General features: G+C 71.9%; 27 protein-coding genes. 18 read left to right on the forward strand and 9 right to left on the reverse strand.

Annotation, left to right across the window (positions count from 1 at the left end; all coding sequences use genetic code 11):
* Positions 1 to 23 precede the first annotated feature (23 nt).
* The 8 genes from RSP_RS08450 to RSP_RS08485 all read right to left on the reverse strand — a co-directional run bounded on the left by RSP_RS08450 (position 24) and on the right by RSP_RS08485 (position 7,141).
* A complete protein-coding gene (locus RSP_RS08450; protein WP_002720191.1) occupies positions 24 to 428 on the reverse strand; it encodes a response regulator in 405 nt (134 codons plus the stop codon).
* Positions 429 to 631: 203 nt separating this feature from the next.
* A complete protein-coding gene (locus tag RSP_RS08455; RefSeq protein ID WP_011337951.1) occupies positions 632 to 2,335 on the reverse strand; it encodes a methyl-accepting chemotaxis protein in 1,704 nt (567 codons plus the stop codon).
* A complete protein-coding gene (locus RSP_RS08460; RefSeq protein ID WP_017140234.1) occupies positions 2,332 to 3,057 on the reverse strand; it encodes a ParA family protein in 726 nt (241 codons plus the stop codon). Before RSP_RS08460 ends, RSP_RS08455 begins: the two co-directional genes overlap by 4 nt.
* Before the next feature lie 3 nt (positions 3,058 to 3,060).
* On the reverse strand, positions 3,061 to 3,570 hold the full coding sequence (locus RSP_RS08465) for a chemotaxis protein CheW (protein WP_002720194.1): 510 nt from the start codon (positions 3,568 to 3,570) through the stop codon (positions 3,061 to 3,063).
* 18 nt (positions 3,571 to 3,588) lie between these two features.
* The gene (gene cheB / locus RSP_RS08470; protein WP_011337953.1) at positions 3,589 to 4,686 is read right to left on the reverse strand and encodes a chemotaxis-specific protein-glutamate methyltransferase CheB; all 1,098 of its coding nucleotides are present in this window, start codon (positions 4,684 to 4,686) and stop codon (positions 3,589 to 3,591) included.
* Entirely contained in the window at positions 4,686 to 5,495 is an 810-nt protein-coding gene (locus RSP_RS08475) for a CheR family methyltransferase (RefSeq protein WP_002720196.1), read from the reverse strand. The genes cheB and RSP_RS08475 overlap by 1 nt, the downstream gene beginning before the upstream one ends.
* The gene (locus RSP_RS08480) at positions 5,492 to 6,691 is read right to left on the reverse strand and encodes a chemotaxis protein CheA (RefSeq protein ID WP_011337954.1); all 1,200 of its coding nucleotides are present in this window, start codon (positions 6,689 to 6,691) and stop codon (positions 5,492 to 5,494) included. Before RSP_RS08480 ends, RSP_RS08475 begins: the two co-directional genes overlap by 4 nt.
* A gap of 144 nt (positions 6,692 to 6,835) precedes the next feature.
* Positions 6,836 to 7,141 carry a hypothetical protein gene (locus tag RSP_RS08485; protein WP_002720198.1) on the reverse strand — a complete coding sequence of 102 codons (306 nt, stop codon included), beginning with the start codon at positions 7,139 to 7,141 and terminating at the stop codon, positions 6,836 to 6,838.
* Positions 7,142 to 7,566: 425 nt separating this feature from the next.
* Here RSP_RS08485 and RSP_RS08490 point away from each other — a divergent pair, with 425 nt between their 5' ends.
* The 18 genes from RSP_RS08490 to RSP_RS08575 all read left to right on the forward strand — a co-directional run bounded on the left by RSP_RS08490 (position 7,567) and on the right by RSP_RS08575 (position 23,467).
* Entirely contained in the window at positions 7,567 to 8,703 is a 1,137-nt protein-coding gene (locus RSP_RS08490; protein ID WP_011337955.1) for a sigma 54-interacting transcriptional regulator, read from the forward strand.
* Between the two features lie 13 nt (positions 8,704 to 8,716).
* Positions 8,717 to 9,040 carry a flagellar hook-basal body complex protein FliE gene (fliE, locus tag RSP_RS08495; RefSeq protein WP_011337956.1) on the forward strand — a complete coding sequence of 108 codons (324 nt, stop codon included), beginning with the start codon at positions 8,717 to 8,719 and terminating at the stop codon, positions 9,038 to 9,040.
* A 19-nt stretch (positions 9,041 to 9,059) separates the two neighbouring features.
* Positions 9,060 to 10,772 (forward strand): flagellar basal-body MS-ring/collar protein FliF, encoded by a 1,713-nt coding sequence (fliF, locus tag RSP_RS08500; RefSeq protein WP_011337957.1) that lies wholly within the window; start codon positions 9,060 to 9,062, stop codon positions 10,770 to 10,772.
* A gap of 1 nt (position 10,773) precedes the next feature.
* Complete coding sequence (gene fliG, locus RSP_RS08505; protein WP_002720202.1) at positions 10,774 to 11,796, forward strand: flagellar motor switch protein FliG; 1,023 nt, start codon at positions 10,774 to 10,776, stop codon at positions 11,794 to 11,796.
* A 3-nt stretch (positions 11,797 to 11,799) separates the two neighbouring features.
* Complete coding sequence (locus RSP_RS08510) at positions 11,800 to 12,624, forward strand: FliH/SctL family protein (protein ID WP_011337958.1); 825 nt, start codon at positions 11,800 to 11,802, stop codon at positions 12,622 to 12,624.
* Positions 12,621 to 13,949 carry a FliI/YscN family ATPase gene (locus RSP_RS08515; RefSeq protein WP_011337959.1) on the forward strand — a complete coding sequence of 443 codons (1,329 nt, stop codon included), beginning with the start codon at positions 12,621 to 12,623 and terminating at the stop codon, positions 13,947 to 13,949. The genes RSP_RS08510 and RSP_RS08515 overlap by 4 nt, the downstream gene beginning before the upstream one ends.
* Before the next feature lies 1 nt (position 13,950).
* Positions 13,951 to 14,358 carry a flagellar biosynthesis protein FliJ gene (locus tag RSP_RS08520; RefSeq protein WP_011337960.1) on the forward strand — a complete coding sequence of 136 codons (408 nt, stop codon included), beginning with the start codon at positions 13,951 to 13,953 and terminating at the stop codon, positions 14,356 to 14,358.
* A 1,545-nt stretch (positions 14,359 to 15,903) separates the two neighbouring features.
* The gene (locus tag RSP_RS08525; protein WP_017140235.1) at positions 15,904 to 16,512 is read left to right on the forward strand and encodes a flagellar hook-length control protein FliK; all 609 of its coding nucleotides are present in this window, start codon (positions 15,904 to 15,906) and stop codon (positions 16,510 to 16,512) included.
* A gap of 10 nt (positions 16,513 to 16,522) precedes the next feature.
* Positions 16,523 to 17,095 (forward strand): flagellar basal body-associated FliL family protein, encoded by a 573-nt coding sequence (locus RSP_RS08530; protein WP_002720207.1) that lies wholly within the window; start codon positions 16,523 to 16,525, stop codon positions 17,093 to 17,095.
* Between the two features lie 3 nt (positions 17,096 to 17,098).
* Positions 17,099 to 18,070 (forward strand): flagellar motor switch protein FliM, encoded by a 972-nt coding sequence (gene fliM, locus RSP_RS08535; RefSeq protein WP_011337962.1) that lies wholly within the window; start codon positions 17,099 to 17,101, stop codon positions 18,068 to 18,070.
* 156 nt (positions 18,071 to 18,226) lie between these two features.
* Positions 18,227 to 18,523, forward strand: coding sequence for a flagellar motor switch protein FliN (gene fliN, locus RSP_RS08540; protein ID WP_002720209.1), 297 nt, complete (start codon positions 18,227 to 18,229; stop codon positions 18,521 to 18,523).
* A gap of 131 nt (positions 18,524 to 18,654) precedes the next feature.
* Positions 18,655 to 18,912, forward strand: a complete 258-nt coding sequence (locus tag RSP_RS08545; protein ID WP_002720210.1) for a flagellar biosynthetic protein FliO — start codon at positions 18,655 to 18,657, stop codon at positions 18,910 to 18,912.
* Positions 18,909 to 19,814, forward strand: coding sequence for a flagellar type III secretion system pore protein FliP (gene fliP / locus RSP_RS08550; protein ID WP_011337963.1), 906 nt, complete (start codon positions 18,909 to 18,911; stop codon positions 19,812 to 19,814). Before RSP_RS08545 ends, fliP begins: the two co-directional genes overlap by 4 nt.
* Positions 19,814 to 20,080, forward strand: a complete 267-nt coding sequence (fliQ, locus tag RSP_RS08555; RefSeq protein ID WP_002720212.1) for a flagellar biosynthesis protein FliQ — start codon at positions 19,814 to 19,816, stop codon at positions 20,078 to 20,080. The genes fliP and fliQ overlap by 1 nt, the downstream gene beginning before the upstream one ends.
* Positions 20,080 to 20,889 (forward strand): flagellar biosynthetic protein FliR, encoded by an 810-nt coding sequence (gene fliR, locus RSP_RS08560; RefSeq protein ID WP_002720213.1) that lies wholly within the window; start codon positions 20,080 to 20,082, stop codon positions 20,887 to 20,889. The genes fliQ and fliR overlap by 1 nt, the downstream gene beginning before the upstream one ends.
* On the forward strand, positions 20,876 to 22,018 hold the full coding sequence (gene flhB / locus RSP_RS08565) for a flagellar biosynthesis protein FlhB (RefSeq protein WP_011337964.1): 1,143 nt from the start codon (positions 20,876 to 20,878) through the stop codon (positions 22,016 to 22,018). Before fliR ends, flhB begins: the two co-directional genes overlap by 14 nt.
* Positions 22,019 to 22,071: 53 nt before the next feature.
* Positions 22,072 to 22,791: a hypothetical protein gene (locus RSP_RS08570; RefSeq protein ID WP_002720215.1), complete on the forward strand. Its 720-nt coding sequence runs from the start codon at positions 22,072 to 22,074 to the stop codon at positions 22,789 to 22,791.
* 7 nt (positions 22,792 to 22,798) lie between these two features.
* Positions 22,799 to 23,467 (forward strand): hypothetical protein, encoded by a 669-nt coding sequence (locus RSP_RS08575; protein WP_011337965.1) that lies wholly within the window; start codon positions 22,799 to 22,801, stop codon positions 23,465 to 23,467.
* 6 nt (positions 23,468 to 23,473) lie between these two features.
* On the opposite strand, the gene rpoN is transcribed toward RSP_RS08575, so the two are convergent.
* Positions 23,474 to 24,790, reverse strand: coding sequence for an RNA polymerase factor sigma-54 (gene rpoN / locus RSP_RS08580; RefSeq protein WP_002720217.1), 1,317 nt, complete (start codon positions 24,788 to 24,790; stop codon positions 23,474 to 23,476).
* Positions 24,791 to 24,907: the final 117 nt, after the last annotated feature.

Here is a 24,907-nt window from a genome sequence, read left to right on the forward strand (position 1 = left end):
GTGCCTCCCTCTCGCGCGCCGCCTCAGGCGGCCATCAGCGTCCGCATGGTGCGGGCAAGCTCGCCGCCGGTCTTCTCTTCGAGATCATGCGAGACCGTGCCCGAGGGCTTGGCCACCACGCCGTCGGCGCCCAGCTCGCGCGCCCGCGCCGCATGGGGCGAGCCCGAGACGGCGACCGAGGACAGCATGCAGATCTTGGCCCGGGTCTTCAGCTTGGCGTGGCGCAGGAATTCCATTCCGTCCATCACCGGCATCTCGATGTCGAGCAGGATCAGGTCGACGTTGGGCTGGGCGGCGAGCTTGTCCAGCGCCTCCTGGCCGTTCGCGGCCTGGGCCACGACCTTGAAGTCCGGCAGGGTCTTGATGAAGCTCGCGATATAGAGACGCATCATGGCGGCGTCGTCCACGATCATGACATTGTAGGGCATCGGTCTCTCCGTGGTTGGCGGTGCGGGACGGATCGTCCCGCGGAGGGCACCGCGCAGGCCTCAGGCCCGGCGCGGAAGAAGGGTGCCGGATGGTCTCCGGCGGGTCGGCGGGGCCGGACGGGATCCGGCCGGGGGCAAGCGACCCGGAAGGGGCCGGTCCGGACGGGCGGGCCGGAGCCCTGCCCCACCGGGCCGGCCGCGTCTCAGAAGTCGCCGAAGCCCCGCTCGTCGCGGTCGGCGCAGGGGGCGCCGGCCGGCCGGAAGGCGCCGGCGGGCGCGGCGATCGGGCGGGCGGCGGGCAGGCCCATCTGGGCCGCCACCATCTGCTGCAGCTGGGCCAGCATCTCGGGCGGCAGCGCCTCGAGCGCGGGCAGCGTCAGGGCGCCCTCGTGCGCCTCGCGCAGCTTGAAGCGACCGATCTCGGTCCGCATCGCCTCGGCCGCGGCCTGCATCTGGGTGGCCGAGGAGGCCAGCTCATCCGCCTGCTGGCTGGTCGAGAGCGCGGATTTCGCCACCTCGCCGATGGCCGTCGAGATCTGGGCCACGTTGCGCGTCTGCTCGTCCGAGGCGCGCGAGATGTCCTGCACCAGCGCCTTCACCTTCTCGATGTCGTCCACGATCGAGACGAACGAGCGCGAGGTCTCGGTCGCGATCCGCACGCCGGCCTGCACCCGGGTGCCCGCATCCTCGATCAGCTCCGACGTCTCGCGCGCGGCCTTGGCCGAGCGGCCGGCGAGGTTGCGCACCTCGTGGGCAACGACCGCGAAGCCGCGCCCGTGCTGGCCCGCCCGCGCCGCCTCGACGGCCGCGTTCAGCGCCAGAAGGTTGGTCTGGAAGGCGATCTCATCGATCACCTTGATGATCTTGGCGATGCCCTGCGAGGAGATGCGGATCCCCTCCATCGCCTGCACCATCTCGGTCACCTTCTCGCGGCCTTCGGCGGCGACGGTGGCCGCCCCCTCGACGAGCAGGCTTGCCGAGCGCGCGGCGGCGGCATTGGCCTTCACCTGGCTGTCGGTCTCTTCGGCCGAGGCCGAGACCTCGTCCACCGACGAGGATTGCACGGCCGAGTTGGAGGCCAGCGACTGCGAGGCCTGGCTCACCTGCGAGACGGTCTGCGCGGTCTGTTCGAGCTGGACCGAGAGCGAGCGGAAGACGCCGTTGAGGCTCGCATAGGTCCGCTCGAAGGAGCGCACGATCTCGACGAACTCGCCCGAGAACTTGCTCAGGTCCACCTCCCGGTCGAGGCGGCCGTCGACGATGCTGTCCGACAGCATGGCGACCTCGGCCGTCACCGCCTTCATATTGGCGCGGAACCGGTCGATGACGCGGTTGACCATGGCCATGCGGCCCGGCCACTGGCGGATGCCCGCGTCGAAATTGCCCTCGCCGATGGCCTCGAAGCAGCCCACGGCCTCCTCGAGCGAGCGGACCTGCCCCTCCACCATGCCGTTGAGCGCCTGGGCCACCTCGCCCAGATCGCCCGGATAGGCCGAGGCCTCGATCCGGCGGTCGAGATCGCCCGCGGCATGGGCGGCCGAGACGATCCGCACCTCGGCCAGAAGCCGGGCCACGGCGCGCGCGGCCTCGCCGTCATTGCCGTGCGGGGCCGCCGGGGCCTCCGCCGGCGCCGGAGCGGGTGCGGGGTCTGCCGAGATCCTGACGGCTGCGGCCGGCACGGCCTTGGCGGCCACGCGCTTCCGGGGCGCCTTCGGCGCCTTCGCGGTCGGAGCGGCGGCGCGCGCGCCCCTGGGCTTGCGCGGGGCGGCGGGCTCGAGCGCCACGGCGGGCAGGGGCGCCTCGGCCTCGGCCTCGGTCTCGGGCGCGGCCAGCCAGTCGAGCGGGTCGTTCGTCAGGCGCGGCGCCGCGGCCGGCGTCGGAGCGGTCGTCTTGGGGCGGCGTGTCATGTCCTGGTTCCCTTTCGTCTGGCGCGGCGCCCGCTCGGCATGAGGAGGCGGGCGAGAGCTGCGTGGTCTGATGCGCCCGTACTGGCGGGCGCATGGGTGAAGATGGTCCGGCCCCGCCCCGGCGCCTCGGCGAGCTTGACCGAGGAGCGGATGGCGACCGGCAGGAAGCTCTCGCCGAACCGTTCGGCGAGACGGGCGCGCACTTCGCGGTGGACGGCGAGCCGGTCCGAGACGCGGGTGGCGAGCAGGCGCAGGCGGCTCCAGTCGAGGCCCGCGCCCTGCATGGTGCGCAGGAGCCGGTTCAGGCCCTGCAGCCCGAGAAAATCGGGCTCGAGCGGGCAGATCACGAGGTCGGCGCCCTGCATGAGGCGGGCGAGCCCGTCCGACCAGCTGGGCGGCGCGTCGATCAGCACCCAGTCGAAGCCGCTGTCGGGGAAGGCCTCACCGACCACCGCGGGCGCCTCGGGCGCGCCCGGAACCAGCCAGAGGCCGGGCTCGTCCGGCACGGCCAGAGGCTCGCCGGGCCGGCCCGCGAGCCAGTCCGCGACGCTCCAGCCCGGCTCTTCGGAGGCGAGGCCGAGCGCGGCCGTCAGGTGCATCTGCGGATCGAGATCCACGAGAAGCACCCGGCCCGCCCCCGCGCGGACGAGCGCCGCGCCGAGGTTGGCCGCGGTGGTGGTCTTGCCCACGCCCCCCTTCTGGTTGCAGATCATCGCCCGCAAGGCTCAGGCCTCCAGCTCGGCGGGCAGCGCCAGATCGCCGTCGGCCACCAGCACCTCGGCATCGAGCAGGATCGTCACCCGGTCTCCCACCCGCGCGAGGCCCATCACCGGGCTGCGGCTGCGGCCGAACTGGCCCGGCCGGTCGATCTGGGCGGGCGGGATGTCGAGCACCTCGCTCACGCCATCCACGATCAGCCCCACCGGGGCCGCCGCCACCTCGAGCACGATGATGACCGTGCGGTCGTCATAGGCGCGCTCGGCCATGCCGAAGCGCAGCCGCACATCGACGAGCGGGATCACCTTGCCGCGCAGGTTGATGACGCCCTTGATCCAGGCGGGCACATCCGGCACGCCCATGATCCGCTGCATCCCCACGATCTCGGTCACGCCGCCGATGCCTACGCCGTAATCCTCGCCGCCGAGCGCGAAGGTGAGATACATGTCCTCGACATTGTCCGTCTCGGAGAGCGGCTGGCCCTCGGCGCGGGCGGTGCGGGTCAGGTCTTCGGGCATCACGCCGTCTCCTCTGGTTCAGTCGTTTGACGCGAGGCTGGGCGCCCGCGTGTCCGCCGCCGCGGCCAGCATCATGCGGGCCGGGATATCGTCGAGCGTCAGGATCTCTTCGGCCGCCCGCAGGTCGCGTGCTGCAAGCGGCATGCCGAAGACGGCCGACGAGCCCTCGTCCTGCGCGAAGGTGCGCCCGCCGGCGCGGCGGATCGCGAGAAGACCGGCCGCGCCGTCGCGCCCCATGCCGGTCAGGAGCGCGGCCGAGACGCGCGGACCGGCGGCCGCGGCCAGCGACAGGAACATCCGGTCGACCGAGGGGCGCGAGTAGGAGACCGGTGCCCCCGCCACGAGCCGAACCCGGCAGACCCCGCCCGCCCGCTCGATCTCCATGTGGCGCAGCCCGCCGGGCGCGATCAGCACGAGGCCCGGCAGCACGAGATCGCCGTCGGCCGCTTCGCGCACCCGCATCCGGCAGAGCGCATCGAGGCGGCGCGCGAAGGCCGCGGTGAAGCCCTCGGGCATGTGCTGGACGACGAGGAGGCCGGGCGACTGGGCCGGGAAGAAGGGCAGGATGCGGCTCAGGGCCTGCACCCCGCCGGTGGAGGCGCCGAGCGCGTGGATCCAGTCCTCCGAGGCACCGGTCGCGACGGGGGCGGGCGCCGCGCCGTCGGGCGGCGCGAGCCGCGCGCGCGCCGCAGCCCAGACCCGGGCACAGACGTCGCGCATGATCGCGGGCAGCCCCTGGCCTGCGCCGAGCGAGGGTTTCGAGATGATGTCGACGGCGCCCGCCTCCATGGCGCGCATGGCCGTCTCGCCGCTCGTCCGCGTGAGCGAGGAGATGACGACCGTGGGCACCGGCGCGCTCTCCATGTAGCTGCGCAGGAAGGTGAGACCGTCCATCTGCGGCATCTCGAGATCGAGCGTCACCACGTCGGGCTTCAGCGCGGCCATCTGCGCGCGCGCGGCTTCGGCGCCCGAGGCGGTGCCCACCACCTCGAGCCGCGGGTCGGTCGAAAGCCCCAGCGCCAGCGCCTGCCGGACCATGGCGGAATCGTCCACGATCAGCACGCGGGTGCGCCCCTCGCGGGCCCTCGCGGCCATCAGGGTATTGCCAACCTTCATCAGCGGGCCTCCTTCTGATGGAGGCCGCCGCCGAGCGAGCGCCAACCGGTCTCGTGTCCGCGCAGGCTTTCGGTGACGCTCGTGACGAGCCAGCCGCCCGGTTCGGTCGCGGCATGGAGCGCGCGCAGCGTCTCGGCCTGATCGGCCCGGTCGAAGTAATAGAGCACGTTGCGGCAGAAGATCGCCTGAAACGGCTTGCGGAAGGGGAAGGGCCGGGTCTTGAGGTTCATCCGGCGGAAGGTGCAGGCGGCCGCGATCTCGGGCGCCACGCGGTAGCTGCCGCCGCCCAGCGGCACGAACCAGCGCCGGAGCACCGCATCGGGCACCTGTTCGAGATGGCGGCGGCGGTAGATCCCCTGCTCGGCCTGCTCGACCATGGGCGCGCTGATGTCGGTGCCGAGGATCTGGGTCCGCGCAAGACCCTCGGGCCCCAGCGTCTCGGCGATCATCATGGCGATCGTATAGACCTCGTCGCCGCTCGAGCAGGCCGCGCTCCAGATGCGGATCTGCTCGCGGCGCGCGAGCACGGGCAGCACCATGGCGCGGAAGGCGTCGAGCACGTCCGGCTCGCGGCAGAAATAGGTGTGGTTGGTCGAGGCCGCATGCATCACCGCCAGTTCGAGCTCGTGCGAGCCTTGGGCATCGAGGCGCAGCGCGATGTCGGCAAGGCTGCCGAGATCGTAGGCCCGGCGCACGCGGGTCAGCCGCTGGCGCAGAAGCTCGCCCTTGTGCTCGGGATAGGCGATGCCGCAGCGCCGGCTCAGCCAGACGCGGATCGCCTCGTAGCCCGCCTCCTCGCGGAGCGTCATGCCGCACCTCCCGCCGCGAGGCGGTTGCCGTCGAGCACGAGCGCCACCTCGCCGGTGCCGAGAAGCGCGCAGCCCCAGCTGGCGCGGACCTGCGCAAGGCGGCCGGTGAGGGGTTTCATCACCACCTGCTGGCGGTCGAGCACCTCGTCGACCGGCAGCGCGATGAGGCCTGTGGCGGTGCTGACCACGGCCAGCACCTGCCCCGCCGGCGGAGGGACCGCCGAGGGTGCCTCGCCGTAGAACCGCTCGAGCCGGCAGACCGGGATCCAGTGGCCGCGGAGCCTCAGCATCTCGGAGCCGCCGGCGGCACCCACGCCCATCAGGTCGCAGGGCTTCGGCTGCACGATCTCGGACACCGCGTCGATGGGCAGCGCATAGAGCCGCGCGCCCAGACGCAGGATGATGCAATCGAGGAAGGCCAGCGAGACGGGAATGTGGAGCGAGACCTCGCTGCCCTGCCCGTCGCGGCTGTCGACGCCGATGCGGCCGCGCAGGGCGGTCATGGTGGCGTTGAGCACATCCATCCCCACCCCGCGGCCCGAGAGGTTCGTCACCGCCTCGGCGGTGGAGAAGCCGGGCTCGAAGATCACCTTCCAGAGGGTCGCGGGCTCGGGCTCCTCGTCGGGACCGAAGAGGCCGCGCTCGCGCGCGCGCTTCAGGATCTTCGGCCGCGAGAGGCCGCGCCCGTCGTCGGACACCGAGATCCGCACCTCCGAGCCCGCCTGCGCGGCCGCGAGCACGATCCGTCCCGTCTCGGGCTTGCCCGCCGCACGGCGCTCCTCGGGCGGTTCGAGCCCGTGATCGGCCGAGTTGCGCACCACATGGAGGAGCGGGTCGTAGAGCTGGTCGGCCACGAGCTTGTCGATCGCCGTCTCGGCTCCCTCGAAGACCATCTCGATCTTCTTGCCCGTCTGCCGCTCGAGTTCGCGCACCATCCGGCGGAGGCGCTTGAACACCTCCTCGACCGGCACGAGCCTGAGTTCGGTCGCGGCATCCTGCACCTCGCGCACGATCATCCGGAGCCGGTGGACGGCCCCGTCGAAGGCGGGAAGCTCCAGCCCTTCCAGATCGGGCGAATGGACCGTCTCGGCCACCGAAAGCGAGAGCTCGCCCACGAGATCCATGAGCCGGCCGATCTTCTCGGAGGAGACGCGCAGGAGCCCGCCGTCGGGCCCGGCCTCGACAGGCGCGCTCATGGCCGCCCCCCCGGATGACGCAGGGCCCGGGGCCGCGCGCGGCCCGCATCCGCGCCGGCGGAGGCGCGGCAGGCCGGTCGAGGCAGGACGGACAGGGAGAGGATCGGGGACATGGGGCTGGATGGCTCTCGGGCGGGGCCGCGGTCAGGCCGCTTCGTCGCTGCGGTCGAAGTTGAAGATGCAGACGCCGTCGAAGCCCGTGGACTTGAACAGGAAGGTCTTCTTCATCGTGTCGAGGAAGCCGCCGTGCTTCTTCTCGAAATTCTTCAGCTCCCCGATCGCCGGGAAGAAGACATTGATCGACACGTCGCCCTCCTTCGAGATCAGCACGTTCAACCCGCTGAGATTGCAGGTGGGGATCGCGTTGCCGAGGGCCTCGACCACGAAGGGCACGGCGATCTGTGCGGCATCGAGACTTGGAAATTTCAGATGGTAGGTCTTGGACAACATGACGCTTGGGGCCCCGCAATCTTTGTTCCGTGGGACGGGAAACGGCGCTGCGGCGGGGGATGTGAGTCATCTGAGGGATGGAACGGATACATCCGTTCGTATGGGCTTCTCTGGCGGGATACATACCGGCGCGACGAGGGACCGGCGAAAGCCAGGGACACTCTCGGCGGCAGGGATCCTCGCTGGCCGAAAGACCTGTCGGAAAGCCGCCCCTGACCGCGGGCAGAGGGGCCGCTGACGGTTCTTCGACAGAGGACAGCGGTCAATATCCCGACAATGCGCGCAGCACGCCCCCGGTTCCCGCCTTATCGACAGGCGCGCCGCCCGTTTTAGAGCGCGGTGAAAAATTTTCTTCGTGCGCCGCCCGTGTTGGCACGATCCCTGCCTCTAGGCTGACGAGAGACAGGAAGCGTCGAGGAGCAGAAATGGCCGCCATCCAGATCATCGGAACCGACTTTGCTGCCGCTGCGGCGCTCGAGGGGCTGCTCGCCCGCAGGCGCGTGCGCCTTTCGGGGCCGGACGGCGGCCCGGTGTCGGTGCTGGCCTGCTCGGCCCACCATGAGGCGCAGGCGGGCGGCACGGTGGGCGTGACCCAACTGGCCCGGGCCGCGGGCGCCCGCGGCGTGGTGGTCGTCGAGGAAGGCGCAGCCGCGCTCGCGGTCTCCTCGGAACTGGGCGGCCGGCTCCTCCGCGTGACGCTGCCCCGGCCCACAGGCACGGCGCCCCACCGCGACGCGGCGCTGCTGGCGCTGACCGATCTCCTCGCCTCGCAGGTCTCGGCCATGGTGGCGGCCGATGCGGCGACCGGCGCGCTGATCGACCTCGCCGCCCGCGTGGCGCGCACCGATGTCACCGTCTTCATCAACGGGCCCACCGGCTCGGGCAAGGAGGTGCTGGCGCGCAAGGTGCATGAGGCGAGCCGCCGCGCAGCCGCCCCCTTCATCGCGATCAACTGCGCGGCCATCCCCGAGAACATGCTGGAAGCCATGCTCTTCGGCCATGAGAAGGGCGCCTTCACCGGCGCCTCGGGCGCCAACAAGGGCATCATCCGTGCGGCCGAGGGCGGCACGCTCCTGCTCGACGAAGTGTCGGAAATGCCGATGGGGCTGCAGTCGAAGCTGCTGCGGGTGCTGCAGGAGCGGCGGGTGACGCCGCTCGGCAGCCAGACCGAGGTGCCCGTCGATGTGCGCATCGTCGCCACCTCGAACCGGCACATGCCCGAGGAGGTCCGCGCCCGCCGCTTCCGCGAGGATCTGTGGTATCGGCTGAATGTCTTCCCGCTGACGACGAAGCCGCTCTGCGAGCGCCCCGACGACATTCCGGCGCTGGCCGTGGCGCTTCTGCGCCGCCATTGCCCGGCCGAGCTCGCGCTGCCGCTGCTGACGCCCGAGGCGCTCGAGACGCTCCTCGCCCACGACTGGCCCGGCAATGTGCGCGAGCTGGAGAATGTCATCCAGCGCGCCCTCGTCCTGCACGAGGGAGGCCGGATCGTGCCGGACGACATCGTGATCGATGCCGTGCCGCAGCTGCCCATGCGCCCGCTGCATCTGGCGGCCGTCTGACGGAGCGGCAGGCATGACCATCCAGTCGATCAGCGGCGCCCTGCCGCTCGGCGGGCTTCAGGACGCGTCCGCCAGCCAGCGCCCGCAACCGCTCGGACAGACGGAGCGCACCGCCGCGCCCGCCTTCAGCGAGCGGCTCGGCCATGCCGTCGAGGATCTGGCGCGCGCCCAGAGCGAGGCGGGCGAGAAGGCCGCCGCCTTCGAGCGCGGCGAGACGGGCAACCTGGCCGAGGTGATGATCTCGCAGCAGGTCTCGTCGCTGGGGTTCCAGCTTGCCCTCAACGTGCGCAACAAGGCGCTCGGCGCCTATCGCGACATCATGAACATGCCGGTCTGAGAGCCGGGGAAAGCGACCGATGGCCCCTTCTCCCACGCCTCCCGCCGTGCGCGGACCTGCCAGCGCACTGATCCCGCAGATGCGCGGCATGGTGGAGCAGATCCGCCGGTTCGGCGACCAGCCGGGCCTGCGCCGCGCCATGCCCGCCATCCTCATCCTCGCGGTGACGGTGCTCGCGCTGGCCGGATGGATCCTCCTGCGGGAACCCGCCCGCGTGACGCTCTATCCCGGCCTGCCCGAGGCCGAGAAGGCGCGCGTGATCGACAGCCTGACCGGCGGCGGCATCGCGGCCGTGATCGACGAGCGCACCGGCGAGGTGGCGGTGCCGGGCGCCGACTATCACCGCGCGCGGATGCTGCTCGCGGCCCAGGGCCTGCCGCAGGGTCTGCCCGACGGGAATGCGCTTCTGAGCGATCTGCCGATGGGCACCTCGAAATCGGTCGAGACGGCGCGGCTCCGGCAGGCGCAGGAGCTCGATCTCGCGCGGTCGATCACCGAGATTTCCGCCGTCTCGGCCGCGCGCGTGCATCTGGCGCTGCCCGAACGCTCGGCCTTCCTGCGCGAGAGCCAGCCGCCGCGGGCGAGCGTCTTTCTCCAGATCGTGCCGGGGCGCACGCTCGACGGCGCGCAGGTCGAGGCCATCGTGAACCTCGTCTCCTCTTCGGTGCCGGGCATGGCGCGGCAGGATGTGACGGTGGTCGACCAGATGGGGCGGCTCCTGTCGCGGGGCTCGGACGATCCGGCCGTGCTGCTGAACGACCGCCAGCTCCAGCACCGGGTGCAGCTCGAGACGCTCTACCGCAACCGGATCGAGAGCCTGCTCACCCCTATCGCGGGGCCGGGCAACCTTGCGGTGCAGGTCACGATCGACATGGATTTCACCCGCCAGGAGATCCGCGAGGAGCAGGTCGACCCCGACCGCACCGCGCTGCTGGCCGAGCAAAGCCAGATCGAGGAGACGGCCGACCCGCAGGCCCGGGGCATTCCGGGCGCCGTGTCGAACAGCCCGCCGCCCGAGGCCGCGCTCGAGGCCGGCGCGCCGCCCACCGCCGCGGGCGAGGCGGCAACGCCGATGCGCAGCCGGTCGCAGAACTCGACCCGCAATTTCGAGGTGAGCCGCAAGGTCGAGACCACCCTGCCCGCCACCGCCCGCATCGCGCGGGTGAGTGCGGCGGTCGTGGTGCGCGCCCAGCCGCAGCCCGCCGCCACCGATCCCGCAGCCCCGCCGCCCCCGCTCCTGCCCGAGGCGCTGAAGGCCGATCTCGAGCGGCTGACCCGCTCGGCGGTGGGCTTCGACGCCGACCGGGGCGATGTGGTGACGATCACGGCCCAGCCCTTCCTCGACACGGTGGTGCCCGAGGCTTCCGGCTGGAGCGCCGAGCCGTGGCTCGCGGATCTGGCGCGGCAGGGCTTCCTTCTCGCGGCGCTGGCCGTGGTGGCGCTGGGCGTCGTGCGGCCGATCCTGAACCGCGTGCTTCTGCCCGCACCCGCCGCAGCCGGCGCGCTGCCTCTGGGCGAAACGGCGGTGGAAGTGGGCGAAGGCGAGAGCCTCGACGACGTACGCGCCCGCCTCAAGGCGCGTCAGGGGGCGCTGACCAAGAACATGCTGGATGCGGCGCGCAGCCACGAGGAGCAGATCCTCGTCATCCGCAAGCTCGTCGAGGAGGACGAGGGCCGCATCGCCACCACCATCCGCCAGATGATCGCGGCCGAGCTCGACACCGTGAAGTGACATGACCACAGCAGCCGCCACCCAGTTCAAGACGCTCACCGGCACGCAGAAGGCCGCCATCCTGCTCATGCTGTTCGGCGAGACGACGGCCGCGCAGATCCTGCGCAACCTCACCCCGCGCGAGGTGCAGCATCTGGGCACAGCCATGTACAGCGTGCGCGGCATCGATCAGGACACGCTGAGCCTCGTGCTCGAGGATTTCCTCGACACGCTCCGCCGCCAGACCGGCCTCGGCTTCGGCGCGGCGGGCTATATCCGCAACGTCCTGTCGGCAGCCTTCGGCGAGGACAAGGCCGAGACGGTCATCAGCCGCATCGGCCAGTCCGCCTCCGAGCGCCCGCTCGAGATCCTCGAATGGATGGACGCGCCCTCGATCGCCGAGTTGCTGGTGGACGAGCATCCGCAGATCATGGCGCTGACGGTGGCCTGCCTCGATCACGCGCTGGCAGCCCAGGTGCTGGCGCTGCTGCCCGAGCAGATCCAGCCCGAGGTCGTCCAGCGCATCGCCTCGCTGAACACGGTGCAGCCCGAGGCGCTGGCCGATCTCCAGCAGGTCATGCAGCGCAAGTTCAAGGCCTCGACCACCATGCGCGCGAGCCAGATCGGCGGGGTGAAGGCGGCCGCGCGGATCATGAACTTCACCCGCACCGCGACCGAGGCGCGGATCCTCAAGGACATCCGCAAGGACGACAAGGACCTGATGCAGGCGATCCAGGACAACATGTTCGTCTTCGACAATCTCATCAAGTCCGACGACCGCTCGCTGCAGACGCTCCTGCGGGCGGTGGACAACGAGACGCTGGTGCTGGCGCTGAAGGGCGCGGACGAGGGGCTGCGGGCGAAGATCCTCGGCTGCATGTCGACGCGGGCCGCGGCCACGGTGCGGGACGAGATGGAGGCCCTGGGCCCGGTGCGGCTGACCGATGTGCAGGCCGCGCAGAAACAGATCATCGCGGTGGCCCGGCAGATGTCGGACGAGGGCACGATCGTGCTCGCGGGCCGCGGCGGCGAGCAGATGGTGTAAGGCATGACCGCGCAGACGCCCATCGGACCCGAGGATGTGCTGGCCCTGATCCGCGAGACCAACGCGCGCGGCTTCGGCCGTTCGGACCTGCCCGCGCCGGGGCCGGAAGGCCCGTTCCGCCCGATGCCGCTCTCGGGCCTCGGCCGTGCGGCGCCGGAGGCGCCACGCCCCCCCGATGCCGCAGGGCCGGCCCCCGAAAGCCGTGCGCAGGCCGCGCCCGCGGGGCTCGTGCCGCCCGACCCTGCCCCGCCTGCTCCGGCGCTGCCCGACCCCGCGCTTCTGGAGGCCGCACGCGCGGAAGGCCGCCGCGACGGCCATGCCGAGGGACGGGCGGAGGGCCGGGCCGAGGGCCGCCGCGAGGCCGAGGCCGAATTCGCCCACGCGCGCGAGACCTTCCTGCGGCTGGCCGAGCGTCTCTCTGCGCCCGCGCCCGGCGATACGGCCCGGCTCGCGCGGATGATCGACGGTGCGGTCTGCGCTCTGGCCAGCCAGCGGGCGGGGATCGAAATCGACAGGCATCCCGCAGGCTTCGCCGTCCGCCTCGAGGCGCTGGCCGACCGCGTGGCGCAGGGCCTGCGGCAGGTGACGCTGCGCCTCAACCCCGAGGACCTGCAGGCGCTGGCCCCGCATCTGCCCGGCTCGGACCTTCTGTCCGAGGCGCGGGTCGCCGCCGATCCCCGTTTGGCGCGCGGCGATCTCGAGGTGCGCGCCGAGGGGATCCTGCTCTCCGATCTGCTCGCGCCGGCGGCTTCGCTGCCGGGGGCCGCCGACAGTCCCGCCGCGCCGGAGGCTCCCGGTACGGCCTTCTCCGCGGAGCCCGCCCGATGAACGCGCTGATCGAGGGGCTCGGCCACCATCTCGCCCAGCTGCCGCACCGGCAGGCCCCGCAGGTCACGGGCCGCGTGGTGCGCTACGACGGGCTTCTGCTGGAATGCGCAGGTTTCCCCGTGAGCCCCGGGGCGCTCTGCCGTGTGGCCACCGAGGATGGCCGCGAGGTGCAGGGCGAAGTGATCGGCTTCGCGCAGGGCCGCAACCTGCTCTTCCTCGACCAGATGCGGGCGCCGGTGATCGCGGGCGCGCGGGTGCGCCTCGTGCCCGGCGGGCAGATGGCCGCGGTGGGGCCCGCGCTCCTCGGCCGGGTGATCGATGCCGAGGGCGCGCCGCTCGACGGCCTGCCAGCCCCCGACTGCATGGGCGAATGGCCGCTCGCGGGTCGGGTGATGAACCCGCTCGCCCGCACCGCCGTGAGCCGCCCGCTCGACGTGGGGGTGCGCGCGATCAACGCGGCGCTGACGGTGGGACAGGGCCAGCGCATCGGCATCGTCGCGGGCTCGGGCGTGGGCAAGTCGGTGCTCATCGAGATGATGACGCGCTACACCGCGGCCGACGTGATCGTCGTGGGGCTGATCGGCGAGCGCGCGCGCGAGGTGGGCGCCTTTGCGGCCTCGGTCATGCAGGGCGAGGCCGCGCGGAAGCTCTGCATGGTGGCGGTGCCCGCCGACCGTTCGCCGCTCCTGCGGCTGCGGGCCGCGCGAAGGGCCACCGCCATCGCCGAACATTTCCGCAGCGAGGGCAAGCAGGTTCTCCTCATCATGGACAGCCTCACCCGCGTGGCCCATGCGCAGCGCGAGGTGGGGCTCGCCCTCGGCGAGCAGCCGACGGCCAAGGGCTATCCGCCCTCGGTCGTCTCGATGATCCCGGGCCTGATCGAGCGCACGGGCCCGGGCCTTCCGGGCGAGGGCGCCATCACCGCGATCTATACCGTGCTGGCCGACGGCGACGACACGACGAACGATCCGGTGGTCGATACGGCGCGCGCCATCCTCGATGGCCATTTCGTGCTGTCGCGGCGGCAGACCCAGATGGGGCTCTATCCGGCGATCGACATTCCTCATTCGGTCAGCCGGACCATGAACGACGTGGTGGACGACCGCCACCGGCGCGCCGCGGCCCGTCTGCGCCAGCTCATCGCGCTCTATTCCGACAACCGGGATCTGATGCTGATGGGAGGCTATGCGGCCGGGCAGGATGCCGATCTCGATCAGGCGGTGCAGCTGTGGCCGAGGATCCGGGCGCTGATCGGTCAGGGGCCGCACGAGCCCGCGGATTTCGAGGCGAGCCGCGCGGCCCTTCTCGAGCTGACGGGGCTCTGACATGAGCCGCAGCCGGTTGCTCACGCTGATGTCGCGCCGCGAGACGGTCGAGCTGATGAAGGCGCAGGGCGCCCTCCGCGACGCGCGTGCCCGCCATGCCGAGGCGGAGGCGCTGGCCCTGCGGCTGTCGCAGATGCTCGAGGGCCGCAGGGAGGCCGCGCAGGGGACGCTCGCCGCGGCGGATCTCTTCCGCGCCCACCGGCTGACGCTGCAGATCGCCGAGCAGGCCGATCTCAGCGCCGCACGCGCCGCGGAAGCGGCGGCGGCCCTCGCCACGGCGCAGGCCGAGATGGCGCGGCAGGATCACCGGACCCGGGCGCTGGCCGACAGCGCCGCCACCGCCCGCGCGCTCGAGGCCGAGGAGCGGCTCGCCCGCGCCGAGGCGCTGCGGCCCGCGCCCCGGCGCTGATCGGGCGGGACTGGCACCGATCTTGCAACCGCGCGGGGAGATCAGGAGACAGGCATGAAGCTCGTCGAGGCACAGGGTCAGGAGTGGCGCACCCCCGCGGGGGCTGCGGTGGGGGCTTCCTCCGCGGGCGCCCGCGCGCCGGGTCGCTTTGCGGCGCTGTTTGCGGCGCAGGCGGACGAGGCTCCGGCATCCGGCGGCGAACGGGCCTCCGGGCCTCATGCCGCGGGACGGCCGGCCTCGGGGCTGCCTCCGGACGCGGCGGAGGGCGAGCGCGGCTCTGGTCCGCAGGTCGGGGGGCAACGGTCCTCCGGGACGCGGCCGGACGCGGTGGACGGCGATCGTGCCTCTGGCGCTCCGGCTGGCGCTCAACGGCCTTCCGGGACGCTTCCGGGCGCGGTGGACCTCCTGCCCGGTCGGGCGAACGCAGCCTCCACGCCCGATCCGGACCTTGCGGCGGCTGAGGATGCCGCGGGGGCGTTGCTTCCCCCGGCAGCGGCGGCCCTGCTGGCGCGCAAGGGCGTGGCGGGACCGCTGCCTGACGTCGCAACCGGAGCCGTCTCGGCCGAGAACATGCGCTCCCACCTCCCTGCGGCGGCGGGTCTCGATCCGGCCTCCTCGCCGCCCTCGGTTCGCGCTTCGTCAGCGAATGCGGCCGGGTCGTCGTCGGTGGCGTCCGATCCGCCCGTCGATGCTCCTGTGCCGTCAGAGGCAACGTCCGCGATGCCGTGGGGCCCGGCTCTGCCGCCCGACCCGACCGAGCCGGCCCCGGCGACGGTCGGTCAACTCGCGTGCGCCCTGCCCGAGGACTCATCCGGGGCGGTGCCTTTCACGCCCGGAGCGGCTGCGGACCCCGCCCCGTCCCTCGGGTCTGCTGAGGTCCGGGCGTCCGATGGCGCTTCGGGAACGGCAGGGACTGCCAAAGGGGCAGCACCCTCCGGTGCGGGCTCAGCGGGCCTGCCTCTTGCGGGCGTGTCGGAACTCTCGACCTCCGCCGAAGCCGCCTCCGCGCTGCCAGAGGAGACAGATCCTTCGGAAGAGCCGCAGCATTCCTCCGCGTCCGAGACTGGCCCCGACGGCCCGACCGGCGCAGATGCGGCGGCGTCCGCGGGGGATGACCTGGGCGCGGCCCAGGCGCGGCCCACCGTGCTTGCGGCCGATCCGACCGTCTCAGCTCTCCCCGCCGGCGCCGTTCCGCTTCCGGGAGGGTCGCGCCCGCCTGCCGACGGGACGCCTCAGAGAGGGCCTGAGGGTGTGGCGGCCGCCGCAGCCCCGGCCGACGGGGCTCCGCCCCGGACCGCCCGTCGGGCGGGTCCGCTCGCGGAGGCGGGCCGGGCCGACGACGCCTCTCCCGTGCCCGCCTCGGCGCACTTTGCGGCCGGCGCCCAACCGGGGACAGCCGGGCGGGAGGGCGCCGCCCGCGCTCATCCCGCGGCTGCGGGGACAGTGCCCGCGGGCGAGGGTGCAGCCGATACAACCCCACCGTCTCCCGCTCCTGCGGCACAGAGGCCGGAGACCGCAGCAGCGCCGCCCGCAACCGCCGGGAAGGTGGCCGACGCGTCCGAGGCACCGGCCGCCGAGAACGCGTCCGCCGCGACCGTCGGACAGGACGGGGCAGAGACGGCTCTGGCCGTGGAGCCCGCCGGGGCCACTCTCGCCGGGTCAGATCCGGTGGCCCCCGCCCCCCTGACCGCATTTCCGAGCGACCTGCGCCTCGAGCGGGCGGGCGAGCCCCGGGCGGGCGCTGCGGGCGCGGACGCGCCCCTCGCCCTCGCGGCCCCCGACGTACCGGCCGAGCTGCAGGACAGGATCCTCGAGGCCGCCGCAGGGGAGGGCGAGATCGAGATCGTGCTCGCCCCCGAGACCCTGGGCCGGCTCCGCATCCGCGTCGAGATGCGCGACGGCACCGCGCAGGTGAGCTTCACCACCGAAACGGCCGAAGCCGCCCGTCTCCTGTCGGGGCAGGAAGGGCGCCTGTCCGACCTCCTTGAGAAGCACGGCCTGTCGCTCGGCCGGCACGAGGCCGGACAGGGCGACACCGGCCGTCGCTCCGAGGTGCCGCTGCCGCAGCCCCGGCCGCGCGCCCTCCGCCCTGCCCCCGATCCTTCCGAGCCCGCCGCCCGTGCGGCGGCCGGGACCGTCAATCTGATTGCCTGAGGAACCGCCCGTGACCGACGCCTCCGCCTCCCTCGACACGAAGCCCCGCCGGGGCCGCGGCCTCTTGCGCGCGCTGGTCTTCCTGCTGCTCGGGGCCTTCCTGCTGGCCGCCGGCTTCGGCGCGGGCTACTTCTACTTCGCCAACCCGCTGTCGCCCGCGAAGGACGTGCTGCGCCTGATCGAGCGCACGCCCGAGGCCGACGAACCCGCGGCCGATCCGGACGCTCCGCAGAAGGTGCCGCGGCCCACGCCCGAGCGGGAATCCTTCGTCACCAGCTATTACCAGTTCAAGGAGCCGCTCACGACGAACCTGCGCGCCTCGCGCCGGCTGCTGCAGGCGGGCATCGGCCTGTCCACGCAATACGACCAGAAGGTCATGGACAATGTCGCCCGCAACGAGGTGGCGCTGCGGTCGGACATGCTGGCCATCGTCGGCACCTTCTCGGAGGAGGAGCTGCAGGACAAGGCGGGCCGCGACCGGCTGGCCGAGGCGCTGCGCGGCGCGGTGAACGCACGGCTCCAGCAGCTCGAGGGCTTCGGCGGCATCGAGGCCGTCTTCTTCCCCTCCTTCATCCTGCAGTAAGCCATGGCCGCCACTCCGCGCAAACTCTCGTCGAAGGAGGTCGCAGCCCTCGTCGGCAACCTCATGGAGGCCAGCGAAAGCACGAGCCTCGAGAACGGCCTCGAGGTCCGGCCTTACGCTTTCGGCGAGAACGAACTGAACCAGCTCGGCGACTATCACGCGCTGCGCATCATCAACGAGCGCTTCTGCCGCACCGCGCGCGACGTCTTCCTGCCGATGCTGCGACTTCAGCCCCGGATCTCGTCCTTCCCGCCCGAGGTGCGCAGTTTCGACGACTACCGCTCGAGCCAGGACAATTTCGTGTCGATCACCGCGAGCCGCATCGAGGAGCTGCGCGGCAACCAGATGATCGTGATCCCGCCGCCCTTCATCTCGCTGCTGACCGACAGCTATTACGGCGGGCAGATCCGCCATGTTCCCACGACGCGCACCGAATTCACCGCGACCGAGGAGCGGGTGATCGAGCTCGTGACCGACCGGCTGAACGTGGCGCTGCAGGTGGCGTGGCGCGACCTGATGGCCCTGACCTTCACCGTGGTCAGCCGCGAGGAATCGATGCAGTTCGCCTCGTTCGTGGATGGCGAGGACATGGTGGTGAACTGCTCCTTCATGGTGCAGTTGCCCAACACCGAGCCTGCGAGCTTCGACATCCTCTATCCGCTCCAGACGCTGAAGCCGATCTCGTCGCAGCTGCGCTCGCGGATGCAGTCGGATTTCGTGGACGACGACCGGAGCTGGCGCGAGAAGCTGGAACGGGCGATCCTGTCCATCCCGCTCACCCTCTCGGCGCGGCTCTGCGAGCCCGAGGTGCCGCTGCGCCAGCTCATGCAGATGCAGCCGGGCGATGTGCTGCCGGTGCATCTGACCGAGGCGGTGTCGCTTCTCGTCGAGGGCCAGCCCATCTTCGAGGCGGCTCCCGGCGAGCGCGGCGGGCAGGCCGCGCTGAACCTGACGCGCCGCCATGTGCGGAGCTAGGCTTGCGGCGCCGGGCCGGCAGATCCGGCCCGCGGCACGCGCCCGGCCGCGCTCTCGCCCCGTGCCGTCGATCCGCGGCGCCGAGGCGATGCCGCCCCGGATCGTCTTTCTCACCCTGACACCGCGGCCCTGCCGCCCCTTCCCATCGGAGCCCGCATGACCGACGCGACCCGCCCCCTTGCCGACCGTCTCGGCGCCGAGAACCTGCGCCTTCTGGAGAATATCGGCGTGCGTCTGACCGTCGAGGTCGGCCGCACCGAAATGACGATCCGCGATCTCCTCCGCCTGTCCGAGGGCTCGGTGGTGGAGCTCGACCGGCTGGCGGGCGACCCGCTCGACGTGCTGGTGAACGGCACCCCCATCGCCAAGGGCGAGGTGGTGATGGTGGGCGAGCGGTTCGGCATCCGCTTCGGCCAGATCATCGAGCCCGAGAAGCGCGCCGAAAGCCTCTGACGCGGGCGGATCCTCATGCGGGCGGCACCATTCCCAAGCGGAGCTGACCGCGCGTCCGCCTGCTGATCCTCACGCGGGCGGGCGGCACGGATGTTGCAGCGGAGGGGGACCTGCATCCCCGGAGTGACCCGTTGGACATCCTGCGCCCCGATCAGATCCTGACCCTCGGCCTCTTCCTCGGGCTTCTGGGACTCCTGTGGCTCGTCGTGAAGCTGAAGGCCCCCGGCATTTCGCGCTTCGCCAGTGGCGGGCGGCTGCGCGTGGCCGAGGCCGCGGCGCTCGGGCCGCAGGAGCGCGCCGCGATCCTCGCCGTGGACGGGCGTGAATTTCTCGTGCTGACAAGCAAGGGCGCGGCTCCCGTCGTGCTGCCGCTGGAGGGCCGGGCATGACGAGGCGCAATCCGATGCGGCGTGAAATGCCCTCGCCTGCCTGCCCGGGGCACCGGCGCGCGACCCCTCGTCAGGCCATCGAGACCGGAGCCCGGCAGATGCGCGCCGCGCCCTGTCGGCCGAACCGGCCGGGCAAGGCTCGGGCGCCCCGCGCGGCGCGGATGATGGCGCTGGCCGGCAGTGCGCTGGCGGCGGGTCTTCTTCTGGCCGGATCGGCGGCGGCCGCGGGCTTTCCGGCGATCACGGTGACGGAAGGGACCGGCGGCACGAGCTATTCGCTCTCGCTCCAGATCCTCGCGCTGATGACGGCACTGACCGTGCTGCCCTCGCTCGTCCTCGGCATGTCGGCCTTCACCCGGATCATCATCGTGCTGTCCATCCTGCGTCAGGCGCTCGGCACCCAGCAGACGCCACCGAACCAGGTGCTGATCGCGCTCGCGCTGTTCCTCACCTTCTTCGTCATGCAGCCGACGCTCGGCGCGCTGTACGAGCAGTCGCTCTCACCCTTCCTCGATGGGCAGATCGAGGCCCAGCCCGCCATCGAGCGGGGCGGCGCGATCATGAAGGACTTCCTGATCGCCAACACGCGGCAGAACGACCTGCTGATGTTCTCGGACCTCGCCGGCGCCGGGCCCTATGCCGAACCTACGGAGGTGCCCTTCTCGACGCTCCTGCCCGCCTTCATGACCTCGGAGCTGAAGACCGCCTTCCAGATCGGCTTCCTGCTGTTCCTGCCCTTCCTCGTCATCGACATGGTGATCGCCTCGATCCTGATGGCGCTCGGCATGATGATGCTCTCACCCATGCTGGTCTCGCTGCCCTTCAAGCTGCTGCTCTTCGTGCTGGTCGACGGATGGGCGCTGACGGTGGGCTCGCTCGCCGCGACCTACGGGGGGCAGTGATGGATTTCGACGGCAGCATCGAGCATCTGCGGCTGGCCTACTGGAACATCCTGCTGACCGCAGGCCCTGTCCTCGGCGTGGCGCTGGCCGTGGGCCTTGTCATCGGCATCCTGCAGGCGGCGACCTCGATCAACGAATCCACGCTGAGCTTCGTGCCGAAGCTCGCCATCGTGCTCCTGACCATGGCGCTTGCCTCGAGCTTCATGCTCACGCGGATGACGGACTATTTCGCCTTCGTCTTCGAGACGATCGCCACGATCCGCTGATGGAGAGCGCCGCCGCCCTGCCCGCGCTGGAGTTGCCCGGCCTCCTGTCGCTCCTGACCGGCGCCTTCGTGGCGAGCCTGCGGATCGGGGCCTTCCTCATCGCCTCGCCCGCCTTCGGCGGCCGCTTCGTGCCGCTGCCCGTCAGGATCGTGGCGACGGTGATCCTCACCCTGCCGGTGCTGGGCCGGGTGGAGCTGCCCCCGCCGGAGGAGCTGGCCTCGCTCGCGGCCATCCCCCTCATGATGCAGGAGATCGCGGTCGGCCTGTCGGCGGGGCTCGTGCTGACCATCCTCTTCTCGGCCGCGGCCCTCGCCGGAGACCGGATCGCCTCGACCGCCGGTCTGGGCTTCGCCGCGCAGATCGATCCGTCGGCGGGCGGGCAGACGCCGGTCGTGGCGCAGATCTTCGGGCTGGCGCTGACCACGGTCTTCCTTGCCCTCGACGGCCATCTGACCGCGCTCGACATCCTCCTGCGCAGCTACGAGAGCCTGCCGCCGGGCGCGCCCTTCGCCCCGGGGCGCTTCCTCGAGGCCGGCATCGGCGCGGGCGGGCGCATGTTCCTCCTCGGCCTCCAGATCATGATGCCGGTCGTGGCGGCGCTCATCCTCATCAACGTCACGATCGGGATCGTCACCCGCTCGGCGCCACAGCTCAATGTCTTTTCCTTCGGCTTCCCCGTGACCATGTCGGCCACGCTGATCCTGCTGTTCCTGACCGCGCCCGGCACGATGGGCGCCTTCTCGGGGCTGGTCGAGGAGAGCCTCACCGCGCTGGCGGGCCTTCTGGGGGTCGTCCATGGCCGAGGGTGACGACGGGCAGGAGAAGACCGAGGAGCCGACCCAGAAGCGGCGCGAGCAGGCGCGCGAGGACGGCTCCATCGTCACCTCGAAGGAGGTTTTCGTTTTCGCCACGCTCGCGGGCGGGCTCGCGCTCCTGATGATGATCGAGGGGCTGCTGCCCGCGCTGGTGCGGGGCTGGTCGGGCTATCTGGTGATCGAGCCGGGCGCGGATCTCGAGCGGATCGCGATGGTGCGTCTGGGTCAGGCCTGGCGCGAGGTGCTGATCGCGGGGCTCGTCGTGTCTGTGCCGCTTCTGGCCCTCGTGCTGCTCGTCCAGTCCGCGATGGGCGGCATCAATTTCTCGACCAAGGCGCTGAGCTTCAAGGCGAGCCGGATCAATCCGGCGGCCGGTCTGAAGCGCATGGTCTCGCTCAAGGCGCTGGTGGAGCTTGCCAAGGCCGTGGCCAAGGTCGCGCTCCTGATCGGGGTGGCGGTGCTCGTGCTGCGCGACGAACTCTCGCCCCTCGATCGGCTCTGGACGGCGGCGCCGGGAGATGCGGCGGCGGTGCTCGGCGCGGGTCTGATCCGGCTCGTCTCGGCGCTTCTCATCGTGCTCGCCGTCATCGGCGGGCTCGATCTCGTCTGGCAGGCCTGGAGCCTGACCAATTCCATGAAGATGTCGCGGCAGGAGCTGAAGGAGGAGTCGAAGGAGTCGAACGGCTCGCCCGAGGTGAAGGGCCGGATGCGGCGGATGCAGATGGAGGCCTCGCGCAACGGGGCGAGGCGCCGCGCGGCCCTCGACGACGTGCCGCAGGCGACCGCCATCGTGACCAACCCGACCCATTTCGCCGTCGCGCTCCGCTATGTGCCGGGCGAGACCCCGGCCCCGGTGATCCTCGCGATGGGCAAGGGGCCGATGGCGCTCGACATCATCGAGCGCGGGCGGAAGGCAGGCATCGGCACGCTGCGCATCCCCCTCCTTGCCCGCGCGCTCTATTTCACCGGCGACATCGGGCAGGAGATCCCGGACGGGCTCTATGGCGCGGTGGCGGTGGTGCTGGCCCACGTCTACCGGCTCGACCGCGGCGAGGCGGCGGAGATGCCCGACGTCGATGTGCCCGAGGGGCTCGCTTTCGACGAATTCGGCCGGCCGATGTGACGGCGCCTTTGGCGCAGAACTTGCAGGTTCCGCGCAACGACGGAGAGCAGGCGATGACGGAAGAGACCGACGACCCCCTCAGCGATGGCATCGCGCGCGCGCTCGGCGCCGCGAGCGCGGCCAACGATGCCGCGCAGGATCTCGATCTGCTTCAGGCCGAGCATCGCGCCTTCATGGAGCGGATGATCCGCGGGCAGAAGCGGATGCAGGCCCTGTGCCTCGGCGCGCTGGCCGGGGCCGGCGTGGCGGTCCTTCTGGGCGGGCTCGTCTATTTCCGCTCGGTCGCCGATCTGCGCGACGCCTCCGCGATTCAGGCGCAGGCGGGCGAGCTGATGGTCACGCGACTGACCGAGCTCGGCGAGGCCATCGGCAAGGTGGAAGGGCTGGCCGACCGGATCGAGGCGCAGGAGGCCACGCTCAAGACGGCCATCGAGGCGGTGGGCGACCGGGTCGCCGGCGATCTCGAGACCTATGCCGCCGATGCGGGCGCCATGGGGCCGCAGTTCGCCACCGCGATCCAGAGCCATGTGGACGAGGGCCTGGCCGCCACGCGCGAGGCGCTCGTCACGGCGCTCGGCGAGGTGGATGTCTCGCTGCGCCGGGCCATCGAGAGCGGCGCAGGCGCGAGCCCGGAGATCCGCGCGCTGATCGGCGAGATCCGCGCCGAGCGGGCGCCGGCGCGCAAGCCCGCGGCGAAGGCGCCGAGCCGCCCTGCCAAGGCCGCGCCCCGCCCGGCCCCGAAAGCGGCCGACAATCCGATCCGTTATCCGTGAGGTGCCCATGACCGACACGACCTGCCTGCAGCTCTCGCAGCTCCTGCCCGCCGGGCGCGCCCTGCATCTGCGCCCCGGCGACCGGCTCTGCCGGATCAACGGCCTGCCCTTCACGGGCGGCGCGGAGGCTTTGGCGGAGCGGTTCGCCGCCGCAAGACCGCTGGCGCTCGGCTTCCGGCGGGGTGAGGCCGACGTCACCCTGCTGGCCGAGACCCCGGCACTCGGCCGGTGGGAGAGCGTGCCCGCGCCCGTCCTGCCCGAGGGCCCGCGCCTGCATCCCGAGGTGCTGCGGAACTGGGAGGTGCTGGCGGCGCCGGACGCGACCTACGATCTCCAGCCGCTGTCGGGGGTCACGCTCGCCTGGCTCGCGACCCCGCTCTGGCTTCTGCAGATGCGGCTCTGGGGGCTTGCGGCCGCGCTCGCCGCGGCGGTGGCGCTGGCCTTCGCGGTTGCGCCCTGGCTTGCGGCCGGCGTTCATCTGCTGGCCGCCGTGCATGTGGGGCGCGCGGGCCCGGCCTATGTGCGGGCGGATCGCAAACTGCGGGGGCTCCTGCCGGTGGCCACGCTGGCCGCGGGCAGCGAAGCCGAGGCCCATGCGGCATGGCTGAGGCTCGCGCCGAACGCGCGCTTTCTCTTCGCGCGCGCCCTGCCTCTGCCCGCGCCGGCCTCGGCCTGAGACGGCTCAGAGCGCGCCGGTGACGATGGCCTGACGGCGGCGCTGCACCGACGAGGGGATGTTCAGCTGCTCGCGATATTTGGCGACGGTGCGCCGGGCAAGCGTCACGCCCTCGTCGGAAATGATCTTTGCGATCGCATCGTCGCTCAGCGGATCGTCGGGCGATTCCGCCTGCACGAGCTGGCGGACGCGGTGCCGGACAGCGGCGGCCGATCCCGCCGTGTCGCCCTCGCGGGCGGCCAGCGCTGCGGTGAAAAACGACTTCAGCGGGAAGGTGCCCTGCGGCGTGGCGATCATCAGCCCCGAGCTCACCCGGCTGACGGTGCTTTCATGCACGCCCACCGCATCGGCCACCTCGCGCAGCGTCATGGGCGCCATGCGCGCCAGCCCCTCCTCGAGGAAGCCGCGCTGCCGGCGGACCACCTCGGCGCCGATCTTGAGCGTGGTCTGGTTGCGATGCTCGACGGCCCTTGCAAGCCATTTCGCGACCGACAGCCGCTCGCCCACATAGGGCGCGGCCGTCCGGGCGAAGCCTTCCGCCGCGTCCGAGCGCACCACGACGGACGGCAGCGTCGAGCGGTTCAGATCCACTCGCCAGCCTTCGGCGCCGCGGCTGACCACCAGATCCGGCGGTCGCTGGGGCGGAGGGGCGGCATCGAACAGCGCGCCCGGCTTGGGATTGAGACCGCGCAGGCTGCGCAGCACGGCCTTCAGATCCTCCATCCCGCAGCCGCAAGCGCGGCACAGGCCCTTGAGATCGGCCGCAGCCAGCAGCGGGAGATGCGCGAGAACGGCGGCGAACAGCGGGGTGAGCAGCCCCTGCTCTTCCGCCTGAAGCTGCAGGCATTCGGCAAGCGTGCGCGCAAAGAGCCCTGCGGGTTCGATCTTCTGAAGCCGGGCGAGCAGCGCCTCGGCCGCCTCGAGCGACAGGCCCGCGCGGAAGGCAAGTTCCTCCATCGGGCGACCGAGCCAGCCCCAGGGTTCGAGCGCGTCGAGAAAGACCTGGGCGGCCGCCGCTTGCGGGGCATCGAACCCCAGACGCGCGATCTCGGCCGCCACATGCACATAGAGCGACGGCCCCGGATCGGCGGCAAGCCCTGCCACGCGGTCCCAGTCCTCGGGTGCGGTCTTGCCCAGAGGAGCGGACGGCACCGGCGCCGGCGGCAGGCGCAGTTCGATGAAAGGGTTTTCCTCCGACTGGCTCTCGATGAACGAGGACAGTTCGGCGTTCGGCATCTGCAGCAGGCAGATGGCCTGCTGGAGCTGTGCCGTCACCACGAGCGACTGGCGCTGTGCGAAGCTCTGTGCGGTGTAAAGCTGCATTCCCGGCGTCATCCCCACCCTGTCGTAGGAACAGAGTGGCGGAAAATGGCCGGCCGGGCAAAATTTCAGTTTGACAGGGGTAAAATGACGGCGGTTCGACGCGAGACCTGCCGCCGC

Origin of the sequence: Cereibacter sphaeroides 2.4.1, assembly GCF_000012905.2 — a bacterium.
Taxonomy (GTDB): domain Bacteria; phylum Pseudomonadota; class Alphaproteobacteria; order Rhodobacterales; family Rhodobacteraceae; genus Cereibacter_A; species Cereibacter_A sphaeroides.